Annotated in this window: 19 protein-coding genes and 1 riboswitch; of the genes, 14 read left to right on the top strand and 5 right to left on the bottom strand. The window is 64.9% G+C overall.

The annotated features are described in order from the left end of the window. Positions 1-157 precede the first annotated feature (157 nt). From J3481_RS05810 to J3481_RS05795, 4 genes are read left to right on the top strand one after another with little or no spacing between them, the layout of a single operon-like run. Positions 158-937 carry a hypothetical protein gene (locus J3481_RS05810; RefSeq protein WP_328702162.1) on the top strand — a complete coding sequence of 260 codons (780 nt, stop codon included), beginning with the start codon at positions 158-160 and terminating at the stop codon, positions 935-937. Beyond that, positions 934-2451: a GT4 family glycosyltransferase PelF gene (gene pelF, locus J3481_RS05805; RefSeq protein WP_206830296.1), complete on the top strand. Its 1518-nt coding sequence runs from the start codon at positions 934-936 to the stop codon at positions 2449-2451. Before J3481_RS05810 ends, pelF begins: the two co-directional genes overlap by 4 nt. Next, the gene (locus J3481_RS05800; RefSeq protein WP_206830297.1) at positions 2429-4108 is read left to right on the top strand and encodes a hypothetical protein; all 1680 of its coding nucleotides are present in this window, start codon (positions 2429-2431) and stop codon (positions 4106-4108) included. The genes pelF and J3481_RS05800 overlap by 23 nt, the downstream gene beginning before the upstream one ends. Next, complete coding sequence (locus J3481_RS05795) at positions 4095-5156, top strand: hypothetical protein (protein ID WP_206830298.1); 1062 nt, start codon at positions 4095-4097, stop codon at positions 5154-5156. Before J3481_RS05800 ends, J3481_RS05795 begins: the two co-directional genes overlap by 14 nt. Before the next feature lie 27 nt (positions 5157-5183). On the opposite strand, the gene J3481_RS05790 is transcribed toward J3481_RS05795, so the two are convergent. Next, complete coding sequence (locus J3481_RS05790; protein WP_206830299.1) at positions 5184-5516, bottom strand: lipopolysaccharide assembly protein LapA domain-containing protein; 333 nt, start codon at positions 5514-5516, stop codon at positions 5184-5186. Between the two features lie 148 nt (positions 5517-5664). On the opposite strand from J3481_RS05790, the gene J3481_RS05785 reads away from it, so the two are divergent. From J3481_RS05785 to J3481_RS05770, 4 genes are all read left to right on the top strand, one after another. After that, positions 5665-6249: a class I SAM-dependent methyltransferase gene (locus tag J3481_RS05785; RefSeq protein ID WP_206830300.1), complete on the top strand. Its 585-nt coding sequence runs from the start codon at positions 5665-5667 to the stop codon at positions 6247-6249. 192 nt (positions 6250-6441) lie between these two features. Beyond that, positions 6442-8103: a S53 family peptidase gene (locus J3481_RS05780; protein WP_206830301.1), complete on the top strand. Its 1662-nt coding sequence runs from the start codon at positions 6442-6444 to the stop codon at positions 8101-8103. A 194-nt stretch (positions 8104-8297) separates the two neighbouring features. After that, the gene (gene metE / locus J3481_RS05775; RefSeq protein WP_206830302.1) at positions 8298-10586 is read left to right on the top strand and encodes a 5-methyltetrahydropteroyltriglutamate--homocysteine S-methyltransferase; all 2289 of its coding nucleotides are present in this window, start codon (positions 8298-8300) and stop codon (positions 10584-10586) included. 83 nt (positions 10587-10669) lie between these two features. Further along, positions 10670-11683 (top strand): LLM class flavin-dependent oxidoreductase, encoded by a 1014-nt coding sequence (locus J3481_RS05770; RefSeq protein ID WP_206830303.1) that lies wholly within the window; start codon positions 10670-10672, stop codon positions 11681-11683. Positions 11684-11759: 76 nt separating this feature from the next. Here J3481_RS05770 and J3481_RS05765 read toward each other — a convergent pair whose 3' ends face one another. Next, positions 11760-12371, bottom strand: a complete 612-nt coding sequence (locus J3481_RS05765) for a flavin reductase family protein (RefSeq protein ID WP_206830373.1) — start codon at positions 12369-12371, stop codon at positions 11760-11762. Between the two features lie 177 nt (positions 12372-12548). Beyond that, a riboswitch (guanidine-I (ykkC/yxkD leader) is annotated at positions 12549-12652 on the top strand. Positions 12653-12741: 89 nt separating this feature from the next. On the opposite strand from J3481_RS05765, the gene J3481_RS05760 reads away from it, so the two are divergent. The 6 genes from J3481_RS05760 to J3481_RS05735 all read left to right on the top strand — a co-directional run bounded on the left by J3481_RS05760 (position 12742) and on the right by J3481_RS05735 (position 21463). Continuing rightward, the gene (locus J3481_RS05760; protein WP_206830304.1) at positions 12742-14169 is read left to right on the top strand and encodes an APC family permease; all 1428 of its coding nucleotides are present in this window, start codon (positions 12742-12744) and stop codon (positions 14167-14169) included. Positions 14170-14212: 43 nt separating this feature from the next. After that, entirely contained in the window at positions 14213-14947 is a 735-nt protein-coding gene (locus tag J3481_RS05755; protein ID WP_206830305.1) for an urea amidolyase associated protein UAAP1, read from the top strand. A gap of 50 nt (positions 14948-14997) precedes the next feature. Further along, a complete protein-coding gene (locus J3481_RS05750) occupies positions 14998-15651 on the top strand; it encodes an urea amidolyase associated protein UAAP2 (protein ID WP_206830306.1) in 654 nt (217 codons plus the stop codon). 33 nt (positions 15652-15684) lie between these two features. After that, the gene (gene uca / locus J3481_RS05745; RefSeq protein ID WP_206830307.1) at positions 15685-19293 is read left to right on the top strand and encodes an urea carboxylase; all 3609 of its coding nucleotides are present in this window, start codon (positions 15685-15687) and stop codon (positions 19291-19293) included. 2 nt (positions 19294-19295) lie between these two features. Then, on the top strand, positions 19296-20996 hold the full coding sequence (gene atzF / locus J3481_RS05740; protein ID WP_206830374.1) for an allophanate hydrolase: 1701 nt from the start codon (positions 19296-19298) through the stop codon (positions 20994-20996). A gap of 200 nt (positions 20997-21196) precedes the next feature. After that, entirely contained in the window at positions 21197-21463 is a 267-nt protein-coding gene (locus J3481_RS05735; RefSeq protein ID WP_206830308.1) for a hypothetical protein, read from the top strand. A 21-nt stretch (positions 21464-21484) separates the two neighbouring features. Here J3481_RS05735 and J3481_RS05730 read toward each other — a convergent pair whose 3' ends face one another. The 3 genes from J3481_RS05730 to J3481_RS05720 form a co-directional block, all read right to left on the bottom strand. Next, on the bottom strand, positions 21485-22768 hold the full coding sequence (locus J3481_RS05730; RefSeq protein WP_236011262.1) for an MFS transporter: 1284 nt from the start codon (positions 22766-22768) through the stop codon (positions 21485-21487). Between the two features lie 41 nt (positions 22769-22809). After that, a complete protein-coding gene (locus J3481_RS05725) occupies positions 22810-24189 on the bottom strand; it encodes a methyl-accepting chemotaxis protein (protein WP_206830309.1) in 1380 nt (459 codons plus the stop codon). Positions 24190-24332: 143 nt separating this feature from the next. Beyond that, entirely contained in the window at positions 24333-25235 is a 903-nt protein-coding gene (locus J3481_RS05720; RefSeq protein ID WP_206830375.1) for an acetamidase/formamidase family protein, read from the bottom strand. Positions 25236-25371 lie beyond the last annotated feature (136 nt).

Genomic DNA, 25371 nt, shown 5'->3' with positions numbered 1-25371 from the left:
ACGTGAGGTTTGCCCTGGAAGAGTTCACAGAGGCTTCACGTCCATTCCGCATTTGGCTGTTGTGGCCATGCGTGGTCTTCCTTATACTGAGTCAAGGTATGTCGGTTTGCGCGCAAATCAATTGCAGGATGTAAATCACAAGGTGCGAGGTGAGCTGGTGATCGATCCAAAGGCACCCACGTTCCATCAGGGGATGGAGCTCTATGCCATGGGGGAGTACGGTGAAGCGCTGCGCGTGTTTCTTGAGGAGGCGAGATCGCGCGAAGGAGAGATTCCTCAGCGCGCCGGGATTGCCTATCGGCAAGCCGCCCTGTGCGCTAGGCACCTCGGGCGCATGGACGAATTCGACCACTACATGCGCCTGGCGGGCCGCGAGTTCCTGCGGGCGAGCGAGCTGCCTGATCAACCGGCGCAACACATTCGGGAGTATTCCCTTCTCGCGGCTCAATGTTTCTTGGCCGTAGAGAACCTGGATTTGTCGTCGAAGAGCGTGAGCCGGGCAAAGACCGTGGATGTCGCCCTTCAGGAGCCTGTGGCGGAGGCGTTTGCGGTTGAGGCGACGGCGCCACGCGATGAGTTTTTAGAAGCTCAACGAAAGGACGCTCAGGGTCCTCCCGAGAAGCGCCAGGCGATGGAGGCACCGAGCGGCGGGCCGGACGCCGAGAGCGGGGAACTCGATGCCGCCCTGCGGGCTGTGGAAGCGCGCTGGCTGGGCGGAGAATCGGCTGTTCCATCAGGTCCGCGAGCGGCGCATGAGTCCGGGTCCCACCGGACCGAACGGGAACGGGCGCGCACGGAAGCGGCGTGGGCGGCGGACGTGCTCCACGAGCTGGACGAGATGCATGCCCTCGTCGTCGATCTGCAGAAGCGCATCCAGGGGCTCGAGCGGCGCCTGCAGCTCGCGATGCGCCAGAGCGAGACGGAGGGAACAAGGTGAGGGATTCACGTATCCCGATCTCGGATGTGCTCCTGGCGACGGAGGGGACGTATCCGTACACGCTGGGCGGCGTCAGCGCTTGGGCGGATCGGCTGATCCGCGGATTGGCGGACCGGACGTTCACCGTGTATTCGGTGGTGGCCAATCCCGGGGCCAGCCAGCGATACGAGCTGCCGAGCAATGTGGATCGCCTGCTGATGGTGCCCTTGTGGGGGACGGATCGACACGAGGAATTTTCTTGGAATGCGCCCGTGTCGCGCCCGTTTGGCGCGCGCAGGCTCTTTCGGCGTGACTTTTTGCCGGCCTACGAGGCCTGGGTCTCGGCCTGTCTGCGCCCGGCCGAGACGAAGCTCTCGGACGCGCGGGAGGCCTTGATGACGTTCGCCCGCATCGCGGAGGCAGGCCTGATGAAATACGCCCTGCGGCATCCTCAGACCTGGGCGATTTTGCGATCTCGGCTGGCCGAACACCCTGTGTTTCGCCATCTCAACTTGTTCGAGGCCATCGACATCGGCAAGCTCTTGTACCGTTATCTTGCTCCCTTGGCCTTTCCCGCGCCCGAAGCGCGGGTCTATCACGCATCCGCCGCCGCCTTCTGCGCGCTGCCGCTGATCGTCGCGAAAGAGCGCTACGGCCGGCCGCTGCTCGTGACGGAGCACGGCGTGTACTACCGCGAACGCCTGCTTCAACTGGCGCGTGTGGAGCGGGGCGCGCCCTACCGATATTTTCTCTCGAGCCTCTACAGCCTTGTGGTTCGCTTGGCGTATCAGGCCGCGGACAGCGTGGCTCCAGTCGCCAGATTCAACGCGATGTGGGAGGAACGCCTCGGCGTGCCGCCAAGCAAGATTCATCCGATTCCAAACGGCGTCGACCCCAAGGCTTTTCACATCGTGCGCGAAGCGGGATCGGGAGAGAATCCTCTCCGCCTGGTGATGGTGGCACGCATTGATCCGCTGAAGGACATTCACACGGCCATCCGCGCCATGCGATGGTTGCGGGACGCCCACGGGCGGCGCCCGGAGCTGGAGGGCGTCACGCTGACCATCTACGGTCCGGCGCCCGATCCCGTGTACGAGGCGTCTTGCCGCGATCTCGTCCGCGAGTACGGGCTCGAGCCCATAGTGCGTTTCGCCGGGCCGACGGACGATGTGAACGGCGCGCTGAACTCGGGTGACATCGCCATCTTGTCGAGCTCGTCGGAGGGATTCCCGTACGCGGCTGTGGAGGCCGTCATGGCAGGGCGGCCCATCGTGGCGACGGACGTCGGGGGAATGCGGGAAATTGTGCGTCAGCCGTACGGCATCCTCGTGCCGCCGCGCCGTCCGCGCGAGCTGGCGGACGCCATCGCTCGATTCGCCGGCATGCGCCAGCAACTGGCGGAGCTCGGCCGGGTGGGGCGAAATCGCATGTTGGCGGAGTATACGCTCGAGCGGTTTCTTGCGCGCTACCGCGCATGGTACGACGAGTGGTCGGACGGAGGAGAGCGGACGCATGAGCACAAGGTCTCCGTTTGAAAGCGGCGTGGCGCCGGAGGAGTGGGAGCAGGAGCTGCACGCGCTGGCGTACATGGTGGTGAGCCGCCAGCCTCACCCCCGGAATCTGCTCGAAGTGGCGGTGCACCTCGAGGACTGCGGTTACGGCGGGGATGCCGCGAGATCGCTCGGCTTTCGCGACGTCTTCGAGCTTGCTGAAGAGGTGTGGGCGCGGATTCCGCTGTATCAGACGCCGGAGGAATTGACCCGACCAAGCCCGCTCGGCTGGTTCCGGCGGGCGGCGGAGCAGTATCTTCGGGGCGTGGGCTACACGGCGCCGTGGATGATGAGCGTCCTGATGCTGTTCATCACGCGCATCGCGCTCTGGTCCTCGCTGTCGGCGTCGCAGGAGATCGCGACCGCCGTGAGCCTCGCGTTCTTCGTGGCCACCATGTGCGCCGGCGCGGTGTCCCAGGTGTTCGCCGTGCGCGCCCTGTTCTACCTCGGGCAGGGAAACTGGATTCTGTTCCGCTGGATTGCCACGCGAGCCATTGTCCATGGATCGGCGGCGTCCGCGCTGCTCATCGCGCTGGTGTTTCGATTCGCCGTCGCTCCCGTGTACGGCCCTGCGTACGGGAACCTGTTTCTCGAATACGCGATCGCCATCTACATTTTCCAAATCGCGCTCGCGCCGCTCTATCTGCTTCGCCGCATCGCGGGGCTCGTCCTCACCACCGGCGCGGCACTCGTCGTGACGTGGCTGGCCATATGGACCATCGAGCGCGTGAATGCGGGATCGTACGCCGCGCAGGCCGTGCAGCAGGCGCAAGTGCTGGGGCTTCTCATCGCGGGGGCTGGCGCGCTCATCGGCGTGTACTCTTACGCCGTCATCCGATCGCGGCGGCAACTGCGACGCCTCTTGCCCGAGGAGATCGGCGACGGCCCGCACGATCGGGACGGCGAGGCGCAGACGCGGGCTCGGGTTCAGATTCCGCGCTTTCTGCCGGTCTGGCGCCAGTTGTGGCCGTATGCCCTCTATGGAACGGGGTACTTCGCCATGCTGTTTGTCGATCGCGTCGTCGCCGGTGTCCACTTCGGCGCCGTGCAGGGGCTGGCGCATTACGTGTACCCGCCGACGTACGAATTGACGACCGATCTCGCCACCTTGGAGCTGTTTCCCATGATGGGGCTCGTGTTCTACTTCATGACCGAGCTCTCGGAACGGTTTTTCACCTGGATGATGAAACACCGCGTCACCGAGCATCGGGCGTTGCGGCGCACGCTGCTTGCGTTCTTCGCGTCTCGGGTCGCCATTCTTGCCGCCGTCGGCCTCATCATCGGCGCGCTCGCGCCGCCCGTGTTGCTGAGCTTGCCGGGGACACTCATCGCGCCCATCCTGGTGGCCGGCCCCTCGTATCAAATGGCGCTGCACGTGGCGACGCTCGTTTACGGGATTCTGCCGGTTGGACTGTTCGCCAGTCAGTTTCTGTTCTTCTGGGGCGTTCGCTTTGCATCAGCGCTCGGCGTATGGCTCGGGACGGCTGCGGGAGGGCTCGTCGCGGCTTTGTCGGTGACGAGAGGCGACGCCTACGCCGTCTATGGCATGGTGACCGCCATCGGCCTGTTCACCGCCGTCACGGTCGTCGTCGGCATGAGGACAGCGATGAGAGGAGATTTTCACCTGTATGCCAGCCATTGAGACGTCGAGATCGGGCAGACTGCGTTATCGGCCGTTGGAACGCGTGTATCTCGCCGCCGCACTGGTGCTGGCGGCGCTCCTGGTGGTGTGGGGCGCGGCCGTGGAGCGCGGCCCGCGCGCGGTTCAGCCGCTGTTGGCCGGGCCTGCTGGCGCGCTCGCCGTCCAATCCGCGCCGGCCGTGACGGTCTTCGACCAACCGTCGCAGGCGCCGCACCAATTGCAGAGCTCCACGTCTCTCCTTCTGCCCCCGTACTACCAGTGGCAGGCGAACGGAAGCGCGGGGCAGAAGCTGGGCTTTGTCCGGGTGCAAAACGGCTACCTGACGGTCGGCGTTCGAGAAGGGACGCCACAGTTTCGAGGTTACTTTTTGACCACGCGCGATCCCTTTCCGGCCAATTGGTACGCGCACGCGTGGGCCGTTTCGCCACCGGCGGTGTCGCACGGCATCGGGGAGCTGGTATTCGCCGTCCAGACGAGCACCACTGACCAGACCGGTCTCATCAACTACGTGTTTGTGTCCCTGGTGACCACGCGCGTCCACGGCAAGCTTCGCTCGACGTGGGAGATCGGCTACGCGTACGGCTTCGAACAAAACGCCCACAGCGTGATTCTGAAGAAGATCCCGGGGAGCGCCCTTGCGCCAAGCCACGGCGAATACCACGTGGTCATCTGGACGGACGGCAAAGCGAGGTATCGCGCCTGGGTGAATGGCGAACAGGTATTCTCATCGGACAGCCTGCACATGCAGATTGCGCCGCCCTTTGACGCGTATCTGGAAGTTCAGGAGAAGAACACGCCATACGCGGTTCAATACCGCCAGTTCGCCGCGCTCGCCGGCGACGGCGTCACGCTGAAGGGGTTGCCGGACGGCGCCACGGTGATCTGGCAGGGACGCGCGTACCAGGCATCGCGCGGCGTGGTGGTCTTGCCGCTCTCCGCGCTGACCGGCGAGGCGACGGGATCGCTCGCCGTGGTCACGGGCGGCAAGGTGACGCGAGGAACGGTGCGCCTGTGGGCGGGCGAGACGCTCCAGTACGTGCAGGGCTAAGGCGCCAAGGTTGCGTCATGCCGGGTCTCATGCCGGGTCGGGCGGAAGACCCGGCCCGGCATGCGCACTCGCCCGGTCGGCCGAGATGATGGGACCCGAATCCAACGCGCGAAGCCTGTCCTCCAGCTCCGCGATTCGGCGGCGCCCCGCGCGGATTTCGCTTCTCAACCTCCACGCGTGAATCGACCACAAGATGGCTATGAGGATCATGCCGAGCAAGACGGACAACAGGATGACGAGGACGAGGTTCACGCGCGCCTTCGTCACGATGAAGTCGACGGAAACATCGGTCGAGTTGGCCAGGGTAAACGCCACGATCAGGACGGCGAAAATCACGGCACCGAGCACCTTCCAGCGCATCGCGGGCCCTCCTTTCGGATGTTCGCAGTATACCATGACGGGCATCGGGGCATGTAGAACTTGACAACTTGCCTGGCCTGCGCGACGCTTGGCTCAGGTCGCGCGGATGACATGCGCACAGGCGCGATGCTTCGTGAGGAGGATGTTTATGCCCCATGTCTTTCGACCGGAACACGCGATGCGGCTGATTGGCGAGGATCGGGAGCGGTTGTTGCCTGTGGACCGCGTGATGGACGCCCTTGATGTCGGCGGGCATCACGACGTGATCGACATCGGTGCGGGGCCGGGTTACTTCGCTTTGCCGTTGGCGCGCCGCACGCGGGGCCGGGTTCACGCCGTGGATCTGTCCTCCGACATGCTTCGGATGCTGGCGGATCGGGCCAAGGATGCCGGCGTGGAGACCATCGTGGCGCATCAGGCGACCGCGGAACGCCTGCCGCTGGAGGATGCGTCGGTCGATCGCGCCCTGATGGCGTTTGTGTTGCACGAAGTGCCCCATCGCGAAGCGGCCATCCGCGAGGTTCACAGGGTCCTGCGGGCAGGAGGCCGCTTTTTGTTGTTGGAGTGGGACAAGCGGCCCATGGAGATGGGCCCGCCTGTGGAGGAGCGGCTGGCCGTGGAAGAGGTTGAGGCCCTGCTTTTGGCTGGCGGTTTTCGCGTCTTGCACCGGATTTACCCGAACGACGTTCACTACGGTGTGGTGGCGGAGCGCGGCGAATCCTTGTCACGGTGATGGCTGGCCGGTGCATGTCCTGTGGCGGGCATGCTTCGCCAAGGCCGTCAGGACCACGGGGAACGCGCAAATACCCAAATTTTCATTGATTTACACAACCTTTCGCTGGCGCGTGCTATACTGAGAAGAGCGAAGCCTGAAGCCTGACATGCCCAATCGGATCCTCTCGCTTGGAGAATGGAGTGGAAGGCGATGAGCGACATGGAGAAGCCGTGGACGGAGGGCGCAGAAGAGCGAAGGGTGCTTGCCGGGCACGCGCGCACGCAGGCGCCGAACGCCGTGGACAAGGGGCCCGTGGCACCGGATCATCGTATTTCGGTCACCGTCGTGCTGCGGCGCCAACGGGCCGACGAGCTCGAGGCGCGCGTGCATCGCCTGTCGGCTGAGCCTCCTCATGCTCGCGAACATCTGGAGCGCGAGGAATTTGTCCGCCAACACGGTGCTGCCGTGGATGACTTTGTCGAGCTTCGGCGGTTCGCGGAAGCCCATGGCCTTGCGCTCGACAGCGCGCACGCGGCTGCGGGCACGGCAGTGCTCAGCGGGACGGCGGACGCCGTCCGTCGAGCGTTTGGCGTGGAGCTGCGGCACTTCGATCATCCGGACGGCTCGTATCGAAGCTATCGGGGTGAGGTGAGCGTGCCGGCCAGCGTCGCGCCGATCGTCGAGGCGGTGCTGGGACTCGACACGCGCCCCGTGGCGCGGCCGCATTTTCGGCTGCGGCGGGAAACCGCCGAGTTTGAGGCGAGATCGCAGGCGGCGGCTCACAAGGCCTACACGCCGCTCGAGGTGGCGAAGGCCTATCAGTTCCCCGAGGGGCTCGACGGCACGGGCCAGTGCATCGCCATCATCGAGCTTGGCGGCGGCTATGACGAAGAGTCGTTGTCGCAGTATTTTGCGTCTCTCGGCGTGCCGGCCCCGCAGGTGGTGAGTGTCTCCGTGGACGGCGCCACCAACCAACCCACGGGCGATCCCAACGGACCGGACGGCGAGGTGGAACTCGACATCGAAGTCGCGGGGGCGCTTGCGCCGGGCGCGAAGATCGCCGTGTATTTCGCGCCGAACACCGACGCCGGATTCCTCGATGCCATCAACGCGGCCATTCACGATCCGACGAACAAGCCTTCGATTGTGTCCATCAGCTGGGGCGGGCCGGAGGACGGCTGGGCTCCTGCGTCGCTTTCAGCGATGAATCGCGCCTTCCTGGACGCGGCGTCCCTCGGGGTGACAGTGCTCGCGGCCGCGGGCGACAGCGGATCCACGGATGGCGAAGACGATGGCCAGTACCACGTGGATTTTCCAGCGTCGTCGCCGTATGTTCTGGCCTGCGGCGGAACGAGGCTCGTCACGAGCGGCGGGCAAATCGAACGGGAGACGGTGTGGAACGACGGACCGGACGGCGGATCGACGGGCGGAGGCGTGAGCCGCGTGTTTCCGCTGCCGGCGTGGCAGGAGCAGGCCAACGTCCCGCCGTCGGCGAATCCGGGGGCAAGTAGCGGCCGCGGCGTCCCGGACTGGGCGGGCAACGCCGATCCGGCCACGGGCTATGAGGTCGTGATCGACGGTCAAAAGGCGGTCATCGGCGGGACCAGCGCCGTGGCTCCGCTGTTTGCCGCCCTGGTGGCGCGGATCAACCAGCGACTCGGCAAGCCCGTGGGCTACCTGAATCCGACCCTGTATCAGTTGCCCCAGAACGAGGTGTTCCGGGACATCACCGAAGGCAACAACGACATCGCCAACCGGGCGCGCATTTATCAGGCCGGGCCGGGATGGGACCCTTGCACGGGCCTTGGGAGTCCGATTGGGGTCAAGCTCCTGCAGGCGCTGGTGCCGGCGGAGGGCCAACCGCAGGCGTGACGTGCGTGCCGCTTCAGGCAAGGAATACAATTGCGAAAGTTTGCAAGCGATGCTATAGTAGCGCCACGTAGAGATGGCGTCGGCTCACGGCGACGCCCGGAGATGATTCCGGGCGCCGCTCGTGTGTCGGGGAGGCACGCGTCGTCAGCGATTCGGCCGCGCCATTGCGATTCTGCGAAGGAGGAGAGAACAACTTGGCCATCACCGCCTCAATCGGATTTCCCCGCATGGGGCCTCACCGCGAGCTCAAGCGGATGGTGGAGCAGTTTTGGCAGGGCAAGATCGGAGAGGACGAACTCATCGCTCGGGCCGCGGAACTTCGAAAGCTTCGCTGGCAGGTCCAGAAGGATCGCGGCGTGGACTGGATCCTCGCCAACGATTTTTCCTTCTACGATCACGTCCTGGACGCGGCCTGCCTCTTTCAGGCTGTTCCCGAGCGGTTCCGCGGCCTTGCGCCGGGATCGCTTCAACAATATTTCGCGATGGCGCGCGGCACGCAGGAAGCCACGGCCCTCGAGATGACGAAGTGGTTCGACACCAACTATCACTACCTGGTCCCTGAATTGGACCCGGACCAGGTGTTCACACTCGGCGTCAACAAGCCGCTCAACGAATATCTGGAGGCGAAGGCGCTCGGGTTCGACACGGTGCCGCAGCTCGTCGGGCCCATCACCTTCCTCAAGCTGTCCAAGGTGGTCGGCGGCGGCGTCGATCCGCTCTCTCTGCTTCCCAAACTCATCCCGGCCTATCAGGCGTGGCTCGCGTCCCTTCACGCGGCGGGCGTGGCGTGGGTGCAGCTGGACGAGCCCGCCTTGGCGCTGGACCTGACGGAGGCGGAGCGCCAGGCGTTCGCGGACGCGTATGCGGCGCTCGCGAAGGCGGATCGCCCGAAGATCCTCCTCGCCACCTACTTCGGGTCGCTCGGGGACAATCTGGCGACGGCGCTCGAGTTGCCGGTGGACGGCTTGCATCTCGATCTCGTCCGCGGCTCCGAGTCGCTCCAGCAGGTGCACGCGCTCGGCTGGCCGAAGGGGCGGCGGCTGTCGCTCGGCGTGATCGACGGTCGCAATGTCTGGCGGGCCGATCTCGACACGGCCTTGGCGCACGTGGAGCAGGGCGTGCATCTCGCCGGCGCCGAGCACGTGATGGTGGCGCCCTCGTGCTCGCTTTTGCACGTGCCGTGGGACGTGGAACTCGAAACCGACATGGATCCCGAGATCAGATCCTGGCTCGCGTTTGCGCTGCAGAAGCTGGACGAGATCGCGCTCATCAAGCGGGCGCTCGACGAGGGGCGCGCGGCCGTGTCGGATGAGCTGGAGGCGAATCGGGCGCTCCTATCCTCCAGGCGCGCGTCGGCCCGCCTGAATCGCGAAGACGTGCGTGCGCGGCTCGATGAGGCGCGGACGTGGAACCTTCAACGCCAATCGCCGCACGCGGAGCGGAAGGTCAAGCAGGCGGAGCGGTTCAAGCTTCCGCTTCTGCCCACCACGACCATCGGCTCGTTCCCCCAGACTCAGCCGGTGCGAGACGCGCGTGCGAAATGGCGCAATGGCGATTGGTCGACGGACGAGTACGAGGCGTATTTGCGCAGCGAGATCAAGCGTTGGATCCACATCCAGGAGGACATCGGGCTCGACGTGCTCGTGCACGGGGAGTTTGAGCGCACGGACATGGTCGAGTACTTTGGTGAGATGCTCGACGGCTTCGTGTTCACGAAGCACGGCTGGGTGCAGAGCTACGGGTCTCGCTGTGTGAAGCCGCCCATCATCTACGGTGACGTGGCGCGGCCTGCGCCGATGACGGTCCGCTGGAGCACCTACGCCCAATCGCTGACGGACAAGCCCGTGAAGGGCATGCTGACGGGGCCGGTGACCATCCTGCAGTGGTCGTTCGTGCGCGATGACATTCCGCGGGCTGAGACGTGCAGGCAGATCGCCCTTGCCATTCGGGACGAGGTGCTGGATCTTGAGGCGGCGGGCATCGGGATGATTCAAATCGACGAACCTGCGCTGAGGGAAGGATTGCCGCTGCGCCGCGCGGACTGGGAAGCCTATCTCGCCTGGGCGGTGGAGTGCTTCCGCATCGCGTCCTCGGGCGTGCGCGACGAGACGCAGATTCACACGCACATGTGCTACGCGGAGTTCAACGACATCATGCCCGCCATTCAGGCGATGGACGCGGACGTGATTTCCATTGAGACGTCCAGATCCCATATGGAACTCCTGAAGGCGTTCGAGCATTTCCGCTATGAGAACGACATCGGCCCGGGCGTGTACGACATCCACAGCCCGAGGGTGCCGTCGGTCGAAGAGATGGTCGCGCTTCTCCGCAAGGCTTCGGAGGTGATCCGGCCCGAGCAGCTCTGGGTGAATCCGGACTGCGGCCTGAAGACGCGCGGCGAAACGGAGACTGTCGCGGCGCTTCGGAACATGGTGGACGCCGCGCGGCGGATGCGCGCGAGCCTGTCGCAGCCCGTGAGCTGACGGCGTTTCGGAGCGGCCTGCCTCCGGGGGTATAATGGCGATGGGCCGATTGTGCCCGTCGCAAACCGGGAGGAGGCCTGCTCATGGACTGGGGCTTGACGAAGGACGGGACGGCGCTGTCTGTGCTCGATCTCGTCCCGATTCCAGAAGGCAGCACGCCTGCGGAGGCGTTCCGCAGGAGCGCCGAGCTGGCGCAGCTCGCGGAGCGGCTCGGCTATCGCCGATTTTGGGTGGCGGAGCACCACAGCATGCCGGGCATCGCGAGTTCTGCCACAGCTGTCGTGATCGCGTACCTGGCGCAGCAGACGCGCACCATCCGCGTCGGTTCGGGCGGCGTGATGTTGCCGAATCACGCGCCGCTCATCGTGGCGGAGCAGTTCGGGACGCTCGCCTCGATGTTTCCCGGCCGGATCGATCTCGGCTTGGGCCGGGCGCCCGGCACGGATGCGCCCACCATTCGGGCGCTGGGCGGAGATCCGGATCGGCACGGGCACGACTTCCCCGACCGGCTGGCGCAGCTTTTGCGCTATTTCCATCCCGCGGACGGCGACGAGCGCCGCGTTCGGGCCGTCCCCGGAGAAGGCATGGAGATCCCCATCTGGCTGCTCGGCTCGAGCGATTTCAGCGCCCGGCTCGCGGCGGAACTCGGGCTGCCGTTTGCGTACGCGAGCCATTTCGCGCCGGACTACCTGATGATTGCGTTGGAGACCTACCGGGCCAACTTTCGCCCGTCGGCGTGGCTCAAGGAGCCGTACGTCATGGTCGGTGCGGCGGTGGTGGCGGCGGCGACGGACGAGGAGGCGCGCTACCTGGCCACATCCGCGCAACTGCAACAACTCTCGCTCATCCGAGGCAAGCCGTCCCGGCTTCAGCCGCCGGTGGAGCGCGTGCAGGATTTGTGCTCGCCGTACGAGTGGCAGATTCTCCAGACGCGCGGCCGTTTGGCCATCGTGGGTGGGCCGGAGACGGTGCGGGATCGGCTCCGCGCGTTCATTGAGCTGACGAAGGCGGACGAGGTGATCGTGATGTCACAGATTTACGATCACGCCGCCCGTCTGCGATCGTACGAGTTGGTCGCCGAGGTCATGCGCTCTTAATGCAAAAGCCCGGGTCTCTGCCGAGGGAGACCCGGGCTTGTGTATGCCGCTGTCGAGGGCCGGACGCCGAGACGGGTCATTTCGGCCGCTCGATGGTGAAGATGCGGCCGAGCAAGCTGTAGTCGTTGCCGGCGAGGCGCGCCACGGGCGCGAGACCGTGCGGGTCGATCCGCCCTCGATCGTAGAGCGACGCCTCGATGTGAAAGCGAACCACGCGCCCGATCAGGAGGTCGCACGCGGGCGCCTCCGGCGTGCCGCCGAGCGGAAGCGCGCGTTCCAAAACGCATTCCATGCGGATCCGCGCCTCGCGCACGCCCGGCACGTCAATCGCATCGCTCGCAACCGGCGTAAGTCCTGCGAGCGCCACCTCGCTCTCGTCGGGAGGCAGTGTGGCCGCGGTCTGATTCACCTGCTCAACATACGGTTCGCTGACGATGTGGACGACAAACGCTCCGCGGTGAATGGCGTTGCGCGCCGTGTCCTTCGGCGCCCCGCCCTGCCGTTGAACCGAGATGGAGACCATAGGAGGGTCCGGGGTGACCACGTTGAAGAAGCTGAAAGGTGCCGCGTTCAACACGCCAGTTTCGGAGAGGGTGGTCACGAACGCGATGGGGCGCGGAATGACTGCGCCGATCAGGAACTTGTAGCAATCGAGCGGCGTCATCTCCTTCGGATCGAGCGAAACCAATTCCATCACCTCCATTCCAGCTTGCCCTCTTCGGTTCTCAAAGTCAAATACCCGTACAAGTATAGGTAAGCTAGAAGAAACCGATTTCAGCGGCTTGTATGTCATGTTACTTAACAATTTTTCTGAAAATCGCGTCGAATCTGTTGATGATGATCCGCATTAGTGATATATATAGTCACACAAGGTCTCTAGGGTTCCGCCGGCGACGCCGGGACTGGTCCGAGAGAGACCAGCTCTCGAAAAAAACGGGAGCCACACGGAGGGATAAAAGCCCGGGAGGTCTTTCGCAATGGGGCTTTTATCCCTCTTTTTGGTGCAACGAGTTTAAACATGATAGGAAAGTTGACAAATCGGACAGGAGGCGAGCTGGTTGGAAGACTCCGTGGCGTTTGTCGACACTGCCAGGCTTCAACATCTCGGCTATGCGCAAGAGTTAAGCCGAAAGCTCCATTTGCGGGACGTCGTGGGCCTGGCCATCGCCAACGTCTCGCCGACGATGGCTGTCCTTCTGCTGACCTCCGGCGTGTTTTCCATCGGCGGCACATTCGCCATCGGTGCAGACGTCATCCTTGGGGTCGTCGTGATCCTCATCTCCATGTGCCTCGCGGAACTCGGTTCGATGTTTCCTGTCGCCGGGGGCATGTATTCCCTCGTGCGCTTCGTGCTTCCCGGGCCCATGGCATTCATCACGCTGTTCAACTACCTGATTCAGGGCGTGATTTTGCCCGCGAGCATTGCGCTCGGGATCGGGCAATTCGTCAAGGACCTGTGGCCTCACCTGCCCCTGTCCGAGGCCGTGATCGCGCTCATCTCCGTCGCGGTCGCCGTGAGTATCGGTGTCGTGCGCGTCGAACTGGGCGCTTACGTCACGATGGCCATGGTGTTTGTCGAACTGCTCGTGCTGTCGACGGTCACGGTGGCTGCCTGGATCCACCCGCATCAATCGCTCGTCGCGGTGACGTTCCACCCGGTGTATCTCGCCGGAGGCGAGCTGAGGCCTGTGACTTTGGCCATGATGGCGGCAAGCTTGGCTCCTGCGTTCAACATCATCAACGGCTATGACGCCACGCTGGGATTTGCCGAGGAACTGGTGGGCGGCCCGAAGAAACTGGCACGAGCCGTCATCACCGCCGCCACAACGGCCGCCATCGCCATCGTGGTGCCGCTCACTTCGGCGGTCGTGACGGCGCCCGACCTGAAGGCGTTTTTCAGCGCCGCATCGCCTGTGATTTACGCCGTGGAGTCATCGCTGGGGCCCGGTTTCCGAATGGTTCTGGATGTCGGGGTCTGCATCGCGCTGTTCAATTCGATGCTGGTCTACTTCATGTACTTCGGCCGCGTGTTCTACACCACGGGCCGAGACGGGCTGTGGTGGCCGTTCGCCAATCGGCGGATTGGCCGGGTGAATCGATTCAAGGCGCCGGGGCTCTGCGTGTTGTTGCTGGGCCTCCCGACCGCCGTGCTGCTGTTCATGAGCCAACTCAACTGGCTGATCATCTTTTCCGGCACGGTGACGACGGTCGTGTACTTTTTCATCGGCCTCGCGGCGCTGTGGAGCCGGATCCGGTTTCGCGGCGAAGCCCGGCCGTACCGGATGCCCGCCTGGCCCGTGGCACCGCTGGTGGTGACTCTGTTCACTGGGTTCGCCATCGTCACCCAGGAGGCGCAATACCTGCTTGGCGAGGCCGCGCTTGCGGCGGCATCCCTCGCATGTTACGCGCTGTCCCGTTGGGTTTGGCGATCCCGCCAGCCCTCCGGCGCCGCGCCAGAGTGGCGGGAAGACGCCGTGAGTGGCTGACGAGATCGCAGAAAGATTTGAAAGTTCAAGGAGGAACGAGAACATGTCCATTGGCCTGTCTTCGTTCACGCCTCTTTACACCCTCTCCATCCCGGCCGGGGGACGCTGGTCCATGCGCATTGGGCGGGGCAAGCGGTTGGTGGTGCGCGCCGAAGGGGAGGGAGCGAACGCCGCGCTCTGGCTGTATCGCGCGGATCATCCGGCGGAACGCCTGAATCTCCCTGACACGCTGAAGGCGCAGCACACGGCGAAAATTGCCCTTCACGATGTGCTGATGAGCGATGAGGGACGCGCCATGGCCACCGTTGTGCACGACACGGTCGGCTGGCACGATCCGCTCTCGGGCGTGCAGACCAGGTCGGATGTGGATCGACGCTACGGCGAGACCAACTTTCAACGCCATCGCAACGCCATGCTCCGCTCGGGCTACGAAAATGCCGTGAAGGAGCTCGTGCGCAATGGATTGGACGCGGGCGATCTCGTTCCGCCGCTCAACCTGTTCTCGAAGGTGTGGTGCGACGAGTCCGGTCGGATGCACTTCGTCCCTGGATTTGCGCCGAAGGGAAGCGAGGTGGGGCTGCGGATGGAGATGGACGTCACGGTCATCCTGAGCAACACGCCGCACCCCTTGGACTCGCGCCGCCCGTATCCGTCGGTGCCCCTCACGCTCGCGGTGTATGCGGACGAACCGACGGATCCCCTGGACCCACGTCTCAAGACGGAAGAGGCCCGCCGGGCCATGGAGAACACCGCATGGCTCTACGCGCTGTTGCGATAAAGGGATCCCGCTTGTCCCGACCCTACACGTTTCCTGCGAGGAGGATGCCTATGCCATCTCTAGCATTTGACCGCGATCGCGACGTCGTGACGGCCGACACTCGCCTCGTGCTTCCCAGCGGGGAAGGGTACATGTGCACGCTCCAGCCCGGCGATATCCTTCGCATCGTGGATCTCGAGGGCAACCAGGCCGTCGACACGCTGTTTTTTGACGCGGACCGCCCCTACGACCACTACAGCGCTGCGATGACCATCGCGGCGCAGGGCAACATCTATCTCACCACCGGGTCCGTGCTCCTCACCGAGTCCGGACGGCCGCTCGTGCGCATTGTCGAGGACACCTGCGGCCGACACGACACGCTGGGCGGCGCGTGCTCGGCCCAGAGCAACACCGTGCGCTACGGCCACGACAAGGTGCACATGCACAACTGCCGGGACACGTTCATGCTGCAGATCGCCATGCACGAGCCGCGCCTCGCGAAGCGCGATCTCGCCCCGAACGTCAACTTCTTCATGAACGTCCCGGTGACGCCCGACGGCGGGCTGGAATTCGCGGACGGCATCTCGGGCCCCGGCCGCTACGTGGAGATGGAAGCGATGAGCCGGGTCATCGTGCTCATGAGCAACTGCCCGCAGATCAACAACCCGTGCAACGCATACAACCCGACGCCGGTCGAGATCGTCATCTGGCGGCGCGGGGTCTGAGTGGAGTCGACTTCGTCAGCGAGGGGGATGCCGATGTTTCGGAAAGTGTTGATCGCCAACCGCGGCGCCATCGCGGTACGCATCATACGCACGCTGAAGAAGATGGGGATTGCATCGGTGGCCGTGTACACCACGGCGGACGAGGACAGCCTGCACGTCGATCTCGCCGACGAGGCCGTCTGGATTGGCGAAGGGCCGGTGCACGACTCGTACGTCAACGCGGAGAAGATCCTCGACGCTGCGCGGCAGTCGGGCGCCGACGCCATTCACCCCGGCTACGGGTTTCTGAGCGAAAACGCGACCTTTGCCCGGCAGTGCGCCGAGCGCGGGCTGGTGTTCATCGGCCCGGATCCCGAGCAGATTGAGAAGTTCGGGTACAAGCACGTCGCGCGCGACGTGGCGCGGCGGGCGGGCGTCCCGCTCTTGCCGGGGACCGATCTCGTCCGCGACCTTGAAGAACTCCGCTGCGTGTGCGCCGACATTGGCTACCCGGTCATCCTGAAGAGCACGGCGGGCGGCGGAGGCATTGGCATGCGCGTGGTGGAGCGCGAAGACGCACTCGCGGACGCCTTCGAGAGCGTTCGGCGATTGGCGGGTCAGCACTTCCGCGACGACGGCGTGTTTGTGGAGAAGTACGTGCCGCGCGCCCGCCACATCGAGGTCCAGATCTTCGGCAATCGCCAGGGCGAGCTCGTGGCCATCGGCGAACGCGACTGCACGCTGCAGCGGCGCAACCAAAAGGTGGTGGAAGAGTGCCCGGCGCACGTGCTCTCCGATGAGACGCGCCGGCGCCTGCACGAGGCGGCACTGTCCGTGGCGCGCGCCGTAGGCTACCGGAGCGCCGGAACGGTGGAGTTCCTCTACGATCCGTCGTCCGCATCGTTCTACTTTCTCGAGGTCAACACCCGCCTGCAGGTCGAACACGGCGTGACGGAAGAGGTGTACGGGATCGATCTCGTCGAGTGGATGATCCGGGAGGCGGCGGGGGAGCTCAGGGACCTGGAGGCGCGCCTGCCTGCGCCCACCGGCCACAGCATCCAGGTGCGTGTGTACGCGGAGGATCCGGGGCGCGAGTTTCGGCCGTGCGCCGGGCGGGTGGACGGCGTCGTGTGGCCCGAGGGCACGCGCGTGGAGACGTGGATCGACCAAGGCGTGACGGTCAGCTCGTACTACGATCCGCTTCTTGCCAAACTGATCGTCCGCGGCGCGTCGCGCGGCGAGGCGGTGGAGCGGCTCCGTGCGGCGCTGGCGCAGGCGCGGGTGTACGGAGTCCAGAGCAACCTGCGCTATCTGCGCGCCATCGTGGACTCGGCGTCATTTGCGGCAGGCGAGGTGCACACGAAGTGGTTGGAGGCGTTCCAACCGGTCGAGCGCGCGCTCGAGGTGTTGGACGGCGGCCTTCAGACAACGGTGCAGGACTGGCCAGGGCGGCTGGGCCTGTGGGACGTCGGCGTTCCCCCGTCCGGCCCGATGGACGCACTTTCCATGCGCATGGGCAATCGGCTTCTCGGCAACCCGGAAGGTGCCCCTGCGCTTGAGCTGACCTTGCGCGGTGGCACTTACGCCTTTCGCGACGACGTGTGGTTTTGTCTCACCGGCGCGGACCTGGGCGCGACGCTGGACGGGGAGCCGGTTCCGCGCTATCAGCCGGTGCTCGCTCGCCGCGGTCAGACGCTGCGGTTCGGCGAAGCGGTGGCGGGGCTGCGCGCGTACCTGTGCGTCCAGGGAGGGTTTGACGTCGCCCGCATCCTCGGCAGTGCCGCGACGTTTGCGCTCGGCGGCTTTGGGGGGCACGGGGGCCGAGCGCTCGTCGCGGGGGACGTGATCGGCATCGGCGCGCCGCAAGGGGAAGTCACAGCGCGGGGCATCGAGCCGCCCGCCTTTGGGCGCGTTTGGGAGATAGGCGTTGTCCCGGGGCCGCACTGTACCCCGGAATTCTTGCCCGCCTCGTATTTGGAAATGCTCACGTCTTCCGACTGGACCGTTCACTTCAACAGCTCGCGCACCGGAATTCGCCTTTCCGGCCCCGCGCCCGAGTGGGCGCGCGAGGACGGCGGCGATGCGGGGCTTCATCCGTCCAATCTGCATGACAATCCTTACGCCATCGGTTCACTGAACTTGACGGGCGATCTCGCCGTGCTGCTCGGGCAAGACGGCCCGAGCCTAGGGGGATTTGTCTGCCCCGTCACGGTACCCGCGGCCGAGATGTGGAAGGTGGGGCAACTGCGCCCCGGAGATGCCGTGCGCTTTCGCCTGCTGAGCCTCGACCAGGCCCGGCGGCTGGACGCCTTGCAGGCGGAGTGCCTTGCGGACCCGGCCAGGTTTGACGAGGCCTACCGCGTGCCGCTCCCCAGCGCACCCTTTGCCTCGTTTGCCGAGGCTGCACAAGCCGCGTACCTCGCGCGCGAATCCGAGGGGCACGCGTTTCCCATCTGCATCCGGGCCGCAGGAGACGAGTACGTCCTTGTGGAATTTGGCGAGATGGAACTCGATCTCCGCTATCGGTTTCAGGCTCATCTCCTGATGGAGGCCATCCGAGCTGCGGATGACATCCCATGGATCGATCTCACACCTGGAATTCGGTCCTTGCAGATTCACTTCGATTGTTCACGCATGACGAGTGAAGAGGTGGCGCGCCGCGTGCTCGATCTCGACGCCCGCCTGCCCGACCTTTCGACCGCGAGCGTCCCGTCGCGCAGGGTGCGCATGCCGCTGTCGTTTGACGATCCGTCCGTAAAGCTTGCCATCGAGCGCTATCAGAACAACGTTCGTCCCGACGCGCCTTGGTGTCCCAGCAACATCGAGTTCATGCGCCGCGTGAACGGGCTTGACAGCACCGACGACGTGAAGCGGATGATCTTCGAAGCCAAGTATCTGGTGCTCGGGCTCGGCGACGTCTACCTGGGTGCACCTGCCGCGACGCCGGTCGATCCGCGGCATCGCCTGGTCACGACGAAGTACAATCCCGCGCGCACGTGGACCCCGGAAAACGCGGTGGGAATTGGCGGATCGTACATGTGCATCTACGGCATGGAGAGCCCCGGCGGGTATCAGCTGTTCGGCCGCACCCTGCAGATCTGGAACACGTTCAGGCAGAAGGGTTCGTTTCGCGACGGCAAACCGTGGTTGTTGAGGTTCTTCGATCAGGTTGAATTCTATCCCGTGACGCCTGCGGAGCTGGACGAGATGCGGAAACAGTTCGTGCGCGGCAGGTACGAGATCGAGATGGAGGAGACGGAGTTCCATCTCGGTGATTACCTCGCGTTTCTCGAGACGATTCGCGAGGAAACGGCTCAGTTCAGGGCGCGGCAGAAGCGGGCTTTTCACGAAGAACTGGAGCGGTGGAAGGCCATGGGTCTCGCGGTCTACACCAGTGAAGTGGGGCGTGAGACGGAGGAGGCCGAAGAGGCGGACGGCCTGACCGTATTGCGTGCGCAGATGCCGGGGAGTGTGTGGAAGGTGCACGTGCAACCGGGCCAGCTGATCCGGCCCGGCGATACCATCGCCGTGATCGAGAGCATGAAGATGGAATTTCCTGTGGAAGCGACCTGTGCCGGGGTCGTCCGCACGGTGCACGTTCGCCCTGGACAGGAACTTCGGCCCGGGGGGCCCATCGTGGGCATTGAGGAGGTGTCGGCTTGACCATGGCGACGGTGGCCGAGTTGCGAAGAGCGTATCGAAAGGGACTGAGGACACCTGCGGAGGTGATGAGCGCTCTCCTCCGAGAGGCAGAATCGCACGCCGCATGGAACGTCTGGATCACGCCGCCGTCGTGGGAGGCCATCGAACCTTATCTCGAGGCGCTTCGGCCGGAGGAAATGGAGCGGAAACCGCTCTGGGGAATCCCCTTCGCCGTCAAGGATAACATCGACGTCGCGGGCATGCCGACGACGGCGGCCTGTCCGGCTTTCGCGTATGAACCGGGCGCCCACGCCGCGGTGGTCGACAGACTGGTGCAGGCTGGTGCCATTCCGGTCGGGAAGACGAATCTGGATCAATTCGCCACCGGGCTCATCGGCACTCGCAGTCCGTACGGCGAGGTGGCGAATGCGCTGCGGCCCGAGTGGGTGAGCGGCGGCTCGTCGAGCGGCTCGGCGGTCGCGGTGGCTCTCGGCGTGGTGCCTTTTGCGCTGGGCACGGACACGGCGGGATCCGGGCGCGTGCCGGCGGCGTTGAACGGCATCGTCGGCTACAAACCGCGCGTCGGCGGGTGGCCGAACGAGGGAGTGGTGCCTGCCTGCCGGACCCTCGACTGCGTGAGCGTGTTCACTCGCTCCGTGGCGGACGCCGCGCTCGTGCAGCAGATCATCGCGCCGGCGCCCGCTGCGGCGTCGGCGCCCGAGCGGGCGGTCGTGCCGCGATCGCTCGACGCCTGGTTTGGGACTCAGGCGGCCGAATTTCGCAAGGCTTGGACGGCTGCTGTGGCGAGGCTGCAGGAAGCGGGAGTTCCGGTGGTGGAGATGGACCTGCCCGAGCTCGACGAGGCGAGCGCCATGTTGTACGACGGCCCGTGGATCGCGGAGCGGTGGGCGAGTCTCGGGGCGTTTGTCGAAGCTCATCGGGACGCTGTGCTGCCCGTCACGCGCGCCATCCTCGAGTCCGGCCGGGATCGCCTCGCGAGCGATTTGTTTCGCGCACAACATCGGCTCGTGGATCTGCGCCGCTCCGTGACCGAGAAGCTGCGCGGCGCTGTTCTTCTCATGCCGACGGTCGGCGGCACGTGGACGCGGGAGGAGGCGCGGCAAGACCCGTTTGGCACAAATAGAGCGCTTGGCGCCTACACGCATCATGCGAATTTGCTTCATTTTGCGGGTCTGTCGCTGCCCGCCGGCACCGCCGGCGGCTCGCCGTTCGGCATATCTCTGTATGTTCCAGGCGATCGCGAGGCGGAGTTGCTTCTGGCGGCCAAGTGGTGGGGCGATCTCGACGACGATGTCGCGGAGACGTGGAGTGAAGGGCAGTTGCTCGCGGTCTGCGGCCTGCACATGCGCGGCATGCCGCTCAATGATGAACTCGTGCAACTTGGAGCCGAATTTGTCGGTGTGGCCCGCACGGCTCCTCTGTATCGCCTCTACTTGTTGGACACGGATCCCGTGAAACCAGGCCTCGTGCGAACGGGCGATGGTGCGGAGGTGGAGATCGAACTGTGGCGGTTGCCCAAGCGCGCTTGGTCAGCATTTCTCGCGCGGGTCAGGCATCCGCTGGCACTGGGGCAAGTCCGACTGTCGGATGGCCGCGACGTAATGGGATTCGTCTGCGAGGCCGGCGCGCCGCGCCGCGAGGACATCACGCTGTATGGCGGATTTCGGGCGTGGCGCGATAGTGGCGGGGTGTTGTCGCCGTGAGGACGCGCCGGGGCGTTTCCGTTGCCCCGGCCGGTTTATCCATCTTGAGATCTTCGTTTGAAGGGCAATTTGCGTTTTTGTGAAACGATTGTAAGAAGTCTGTACAATTTGTGCTGGCTTTCATCCTTCACTCGCCACCGGTCCGGTGACGCGGATGCGGAGATTCTGGGCATGCTAAGCAGCGAGGGGGGAAGCAGGCGGTGAGAAAGGACATCCAGTCCACCAAGGAGCAGACGCCGGTGACGGAGGCTTCCAATGCTTTGGCGCAGGCGGAGCGGGCCGTCAAACAGGCGCTGTCTCACACGCATGACGCCACGCTTGCGGCTGCGGAGCGGGCATTGGTTCAAGCGGAACACGCCGTGCAGGGCGCAGCGGGATCGTCGAATCCCCAGGCCGTCGCGAGGCTCGACGAGCAGCTCGCCGATGTGCAAGCGGACTTGCGCGACGCAAAGGCCCAACAACCGTGAGGCTCCGGCTTCACGGTTGTTTCATTTGGCCGGGCGCTTCACGCGAAGGGGATGTTGCTTGGCCAAGAGGGGGTGCGTCTCAATGTGCCGGTAATCCGGGGTTGCGTATAGGGCGGCGAAGGCGGCGGCCACCCCGACGCCGCAGGCCAACAAGAGCAATTCGGGCGCGACGCCTTGTTGCAAAATCCACGAGGACAGGGCATAGCTGATGGGCGTGAAGCCGACGCTCACCAGCATAAGAACCGACATCACTCGCCCGAGTTTTTCCTCGGGAATGGTACTTTGCAGGAAGGCGAGGAACGGGATATTGACAATGCTCATGAGAATGCCCACCAGGCCGAGGGCCGCCATGCCTGCGGCAGGCGCCTGCCAGTATCCGACGGTGGCCATGCCAAGGCCCATGAGCGCCCCGCACATGCCGATCCAGATGAGCTTGCCCTGAAATCCCTTGAGGAGCGCGACGATCACGCCTCCGACGATCGAGCCGATGCCGAGCGCCGACTGGTACTCACCGAGCACGGCGCCGCTCCATCCCCGGCTGCGGATCATCACAGGCACGCCAATGCTCAAGGGGCCGATGCAGAACAGATTGACGACGAGGCTGAGGCACATGACGATGAGGAGAAGGCGTATGCTCGCCACGAACCGGAGGCCGTCCGCAATATCCTTCAGCACTGCGGATACGCCCTCAACCTGCGCGTCGAGGCCCGCATGCACGCGGAGGCGAAGCCAGAAGATGGTCACCGCGGCAACAGCAAACACAAAAGCGACGACAATGAACATCAGCCGATAGTCGCGCTGCGCCAGGAGGACGGCCGCAAGAATCGGCCCAACGACCGTACTCGCCTGCTGCACGGTCTGCACGATGCTGGATGCTTGAGCCACGTGTTCCTCGGACACGGCCGTCTGCACGATGGACGACGTGGCGGGATAATAAAACGAGTCGATCACGCCGAATAAAACCGCCATCAGGTCGATGGCCCAGAGCGGGGCTCGCGGACCGACAAGGGCGATGCGAGCGGCGAAGGCCACCAGCACCGCGGCCCGAGCGGCGAGGGAAAGGCCCATGATCCATTTGCGGCTGACCCGATCCGCGATAGCGCCGCCGACCAACATGAAGATGACGCGCGGAACGGAAGCAAGGGTCATGGTGGTGCCCAGCGCGAGCTGCGATCCGGTGATGGTCAGCGTGTACCAGCTCAGGATCGTGAAATAGGCGTTATCGCCGCCGACGGAAAACAGAGATCCCAACACCAAAATCCACAGGTTTCGCTCGCGCAGCAGGCGCCTGTCGAAATGCAGCAATCTCTTCGCACCACCTTGACCGCTGGATCGCTCTCCCTTCTCTAAATATACACATCCGCCCCGATGCATCCAACCACTTTTTGGTCATGCACGATGGGCACGCTGACCGTGATGCATCGCCTGCGGCTCTGGGCGGAGATGTACGGCTCGGATATGGACGGGTGGCCCGCGAGCGCCGCGCGGAACCAGGGCCTTTGCGACGCGTTCACGAGGCCCGCTGGTGGATCCGAAAAGAGGAACGATCCATCCGCGCGATTTGCCCAAATGGCATCCAATCCGCGCCTGCGCTTGACCTCAAGCAACTTCTGCTTCAGCGCCTCGCCTTCGGTCTCCAAATCGCGCGTATCGTCGCTGATGGATTGGAGCTCGCGCTTCAAGTCGTCCAGGTCGTCCTGAACGGGCGCCGCGGTTGAATTGGGCAGGAATGCTCCGAACTCTGCGATCTCGGCCGACAGTTCCTCAGCGGTGGCCTGCAGGTGGGACGAAATCTCCTTCAGTCGCTCGACCTGCTCGCGGCTGGCGGCGTTTTCGGCCATCAGGGCGACGAGATCGTCCGCGGCTTCGCGCATTGAAGCCTGTGCCTGCCTGACGCCGCGCTCCGCGTCGGTCAGGTGCCCGAAGGCATGCGTAGCCTCCGCGTGCGTCGTCCCGGCATCCGACGCCATATCCGCGATCTCGGTGCGCATCGTGGAGAAGAATTGTTCGAGGTCGCCCAGGGCGGCGTCTCCGAGCCGAGAGACGGCCCCGGCTTCCGTCCCGATGGCGGCGAGCGCGTCCACCTGGGCGCGGATCTCGGCAAAGTGGCTCGAGCTGTGGCGAAGCGCTTGCTTGGCCTGGTCCGCGAGCCGGCGAATCTCGTCCGCGATTACGGCAAAGCCTCGGCCGTGATCGCCCGCGTGCGCGGCCTCGATGGTCGCGTTGAGCGCGATGAGCGACGTCTGTTCGCTGATCTCGCGGATGGCTTCGTGTACGGCGCGAATGTGATCCACGCTAGTGAGCATATCGGACACGCGCCGGTTGTTTTCCTCGATCACGGCCGACAGTTGGCGAATGGTTCGCAAGGCTTGCGTGACGCGATCCACCAACTCCGGCACGCGCGACTCCAGCCTTTGGGCGCGGCCCAATATGCGCTGCATGGAGGTTTGGGCTCCGGTGAAGGTCTGGAGTGCGGAGCGCACATGAGACGCGGAGGCATCGAGTTCCGCGACGGCGAGCGTCGCCCGTTCGCATGTGCGCGTTTCCGTCCACTCGGTCCGCTCCGCGAGCGAGGCGAGCTCGCGAAGGGCATGGGAGACGGCGGCGGTGGTGGCGTCCAGTCGGTCGGCCGTCACGCGGATGGCCGCAAGCAGTTCCTGGACGAGCGGGAGAGGGGCACCCGTGTCGCCCTCCACCTCTCGATGTCGGCGCATCAGCGTCCACAAGGCGACCATCCCCTGCCTGTACGTTATGTTGGATTCCATTATGCGGCCAACGACGGAGAAGTATCAAGTATTTATGTTAGATAAAATGACAAATCGACCAGCGCGGCCTGTGCCGGGCTGGTCGATGAGCCGTCGATCAGCCGTCAAACGGGAAGCTGAATGCCCAGTTGGCGCAAAAGGTCGCGATCGACTTCCATCCGCGCCGTCTTTAGGGGGTCGACCACCTGACAGATGCGAAGCCGACCGGCCGCGCTGAGCAGCATGCATGCGTCAGCCAGGCTGACGTGGCCGGCCTTCGCGATCCACGTCGCCGCGCGCGTCGTCGCCGCCTCGGCCGCCTCGTCGAGCGTGGGCGCGGATGCGATGATACTCACATCGCGCGCGGACACGACCATCGGCGCCGGACAGTCCGCGCCTCGCACCGTTTGCAGGCGGACGGTGACCCGGCCCGCGATCTCGACGCCGGACACGCCCACTTCGCCGTCGCCCATCGCCGCGTGAAGATCGCCGAGCGCGAACAGCGCGCCCGGCGCGGAGACCGGGAGCAGCAGGACGGCGCCGGTGGTGATGCGCGTACAATCCATGTTGCCGCCGTGATCGCCCGGCGTTCCGCAGGGCACGGGGGCGGACGCCGGAGCCACGCCGATGACGCCGATCATCGGCCGCAGAGCTGTGCGCACGCCACCGGGCAGGACGACCTGGTCGTGGTCGATCTCGACGAAGCGGATGGCGTTTTGGGCAAGATGCGCGCCGAGCACGCCGAGGCCCGGCCCGGTGGTCATGATGCCGCGCTTGGCGAGCTCGATGTCCAGGATGTGCACCGCGAGGAGATCGCCCGGCATGGCCCCTTCCACGTAGATGGGGCCGGTGGCTGGGTTGATGCGGTTCCAGTCGAGGGTGCCGAAATCCTGATCCTCGCGCTGGATTTGGTTCTCGAAGCAATCACACGTCTCGACGCGCACGGTGGCGCCGTCCGGAACGGCGAGTGCGGGAGGGTGAGCTGGCGAGAGCGAATACACGATGTGGTTCGATTCAAGCGTGTACACCGCGGTGGACATCAACACGGCCTCCTTCAGGACGAAGAGTCTTTTGCGAAAGCTTCACTCATGAGTTTGACATTCGGGTGTGCATCCCTGCGACGTTCTGCAAATGCGAGCCATACTAACGCCGAAGGAGGGATGA

This window comes from Alicyclobacillus fructus, assembly GCF_017329605.1.
Lineage (GTDB): Bacteria > Bacillota > Bacilli > Alicyclobacillales > Alicyclobacillaceae > Alicyclobacillus > Alicyclobacillus fructus.
Note: the sequence above shows the minus strand (reverse complement) of the source record. Positions and strands in the feature narration are given on the sequence as shown.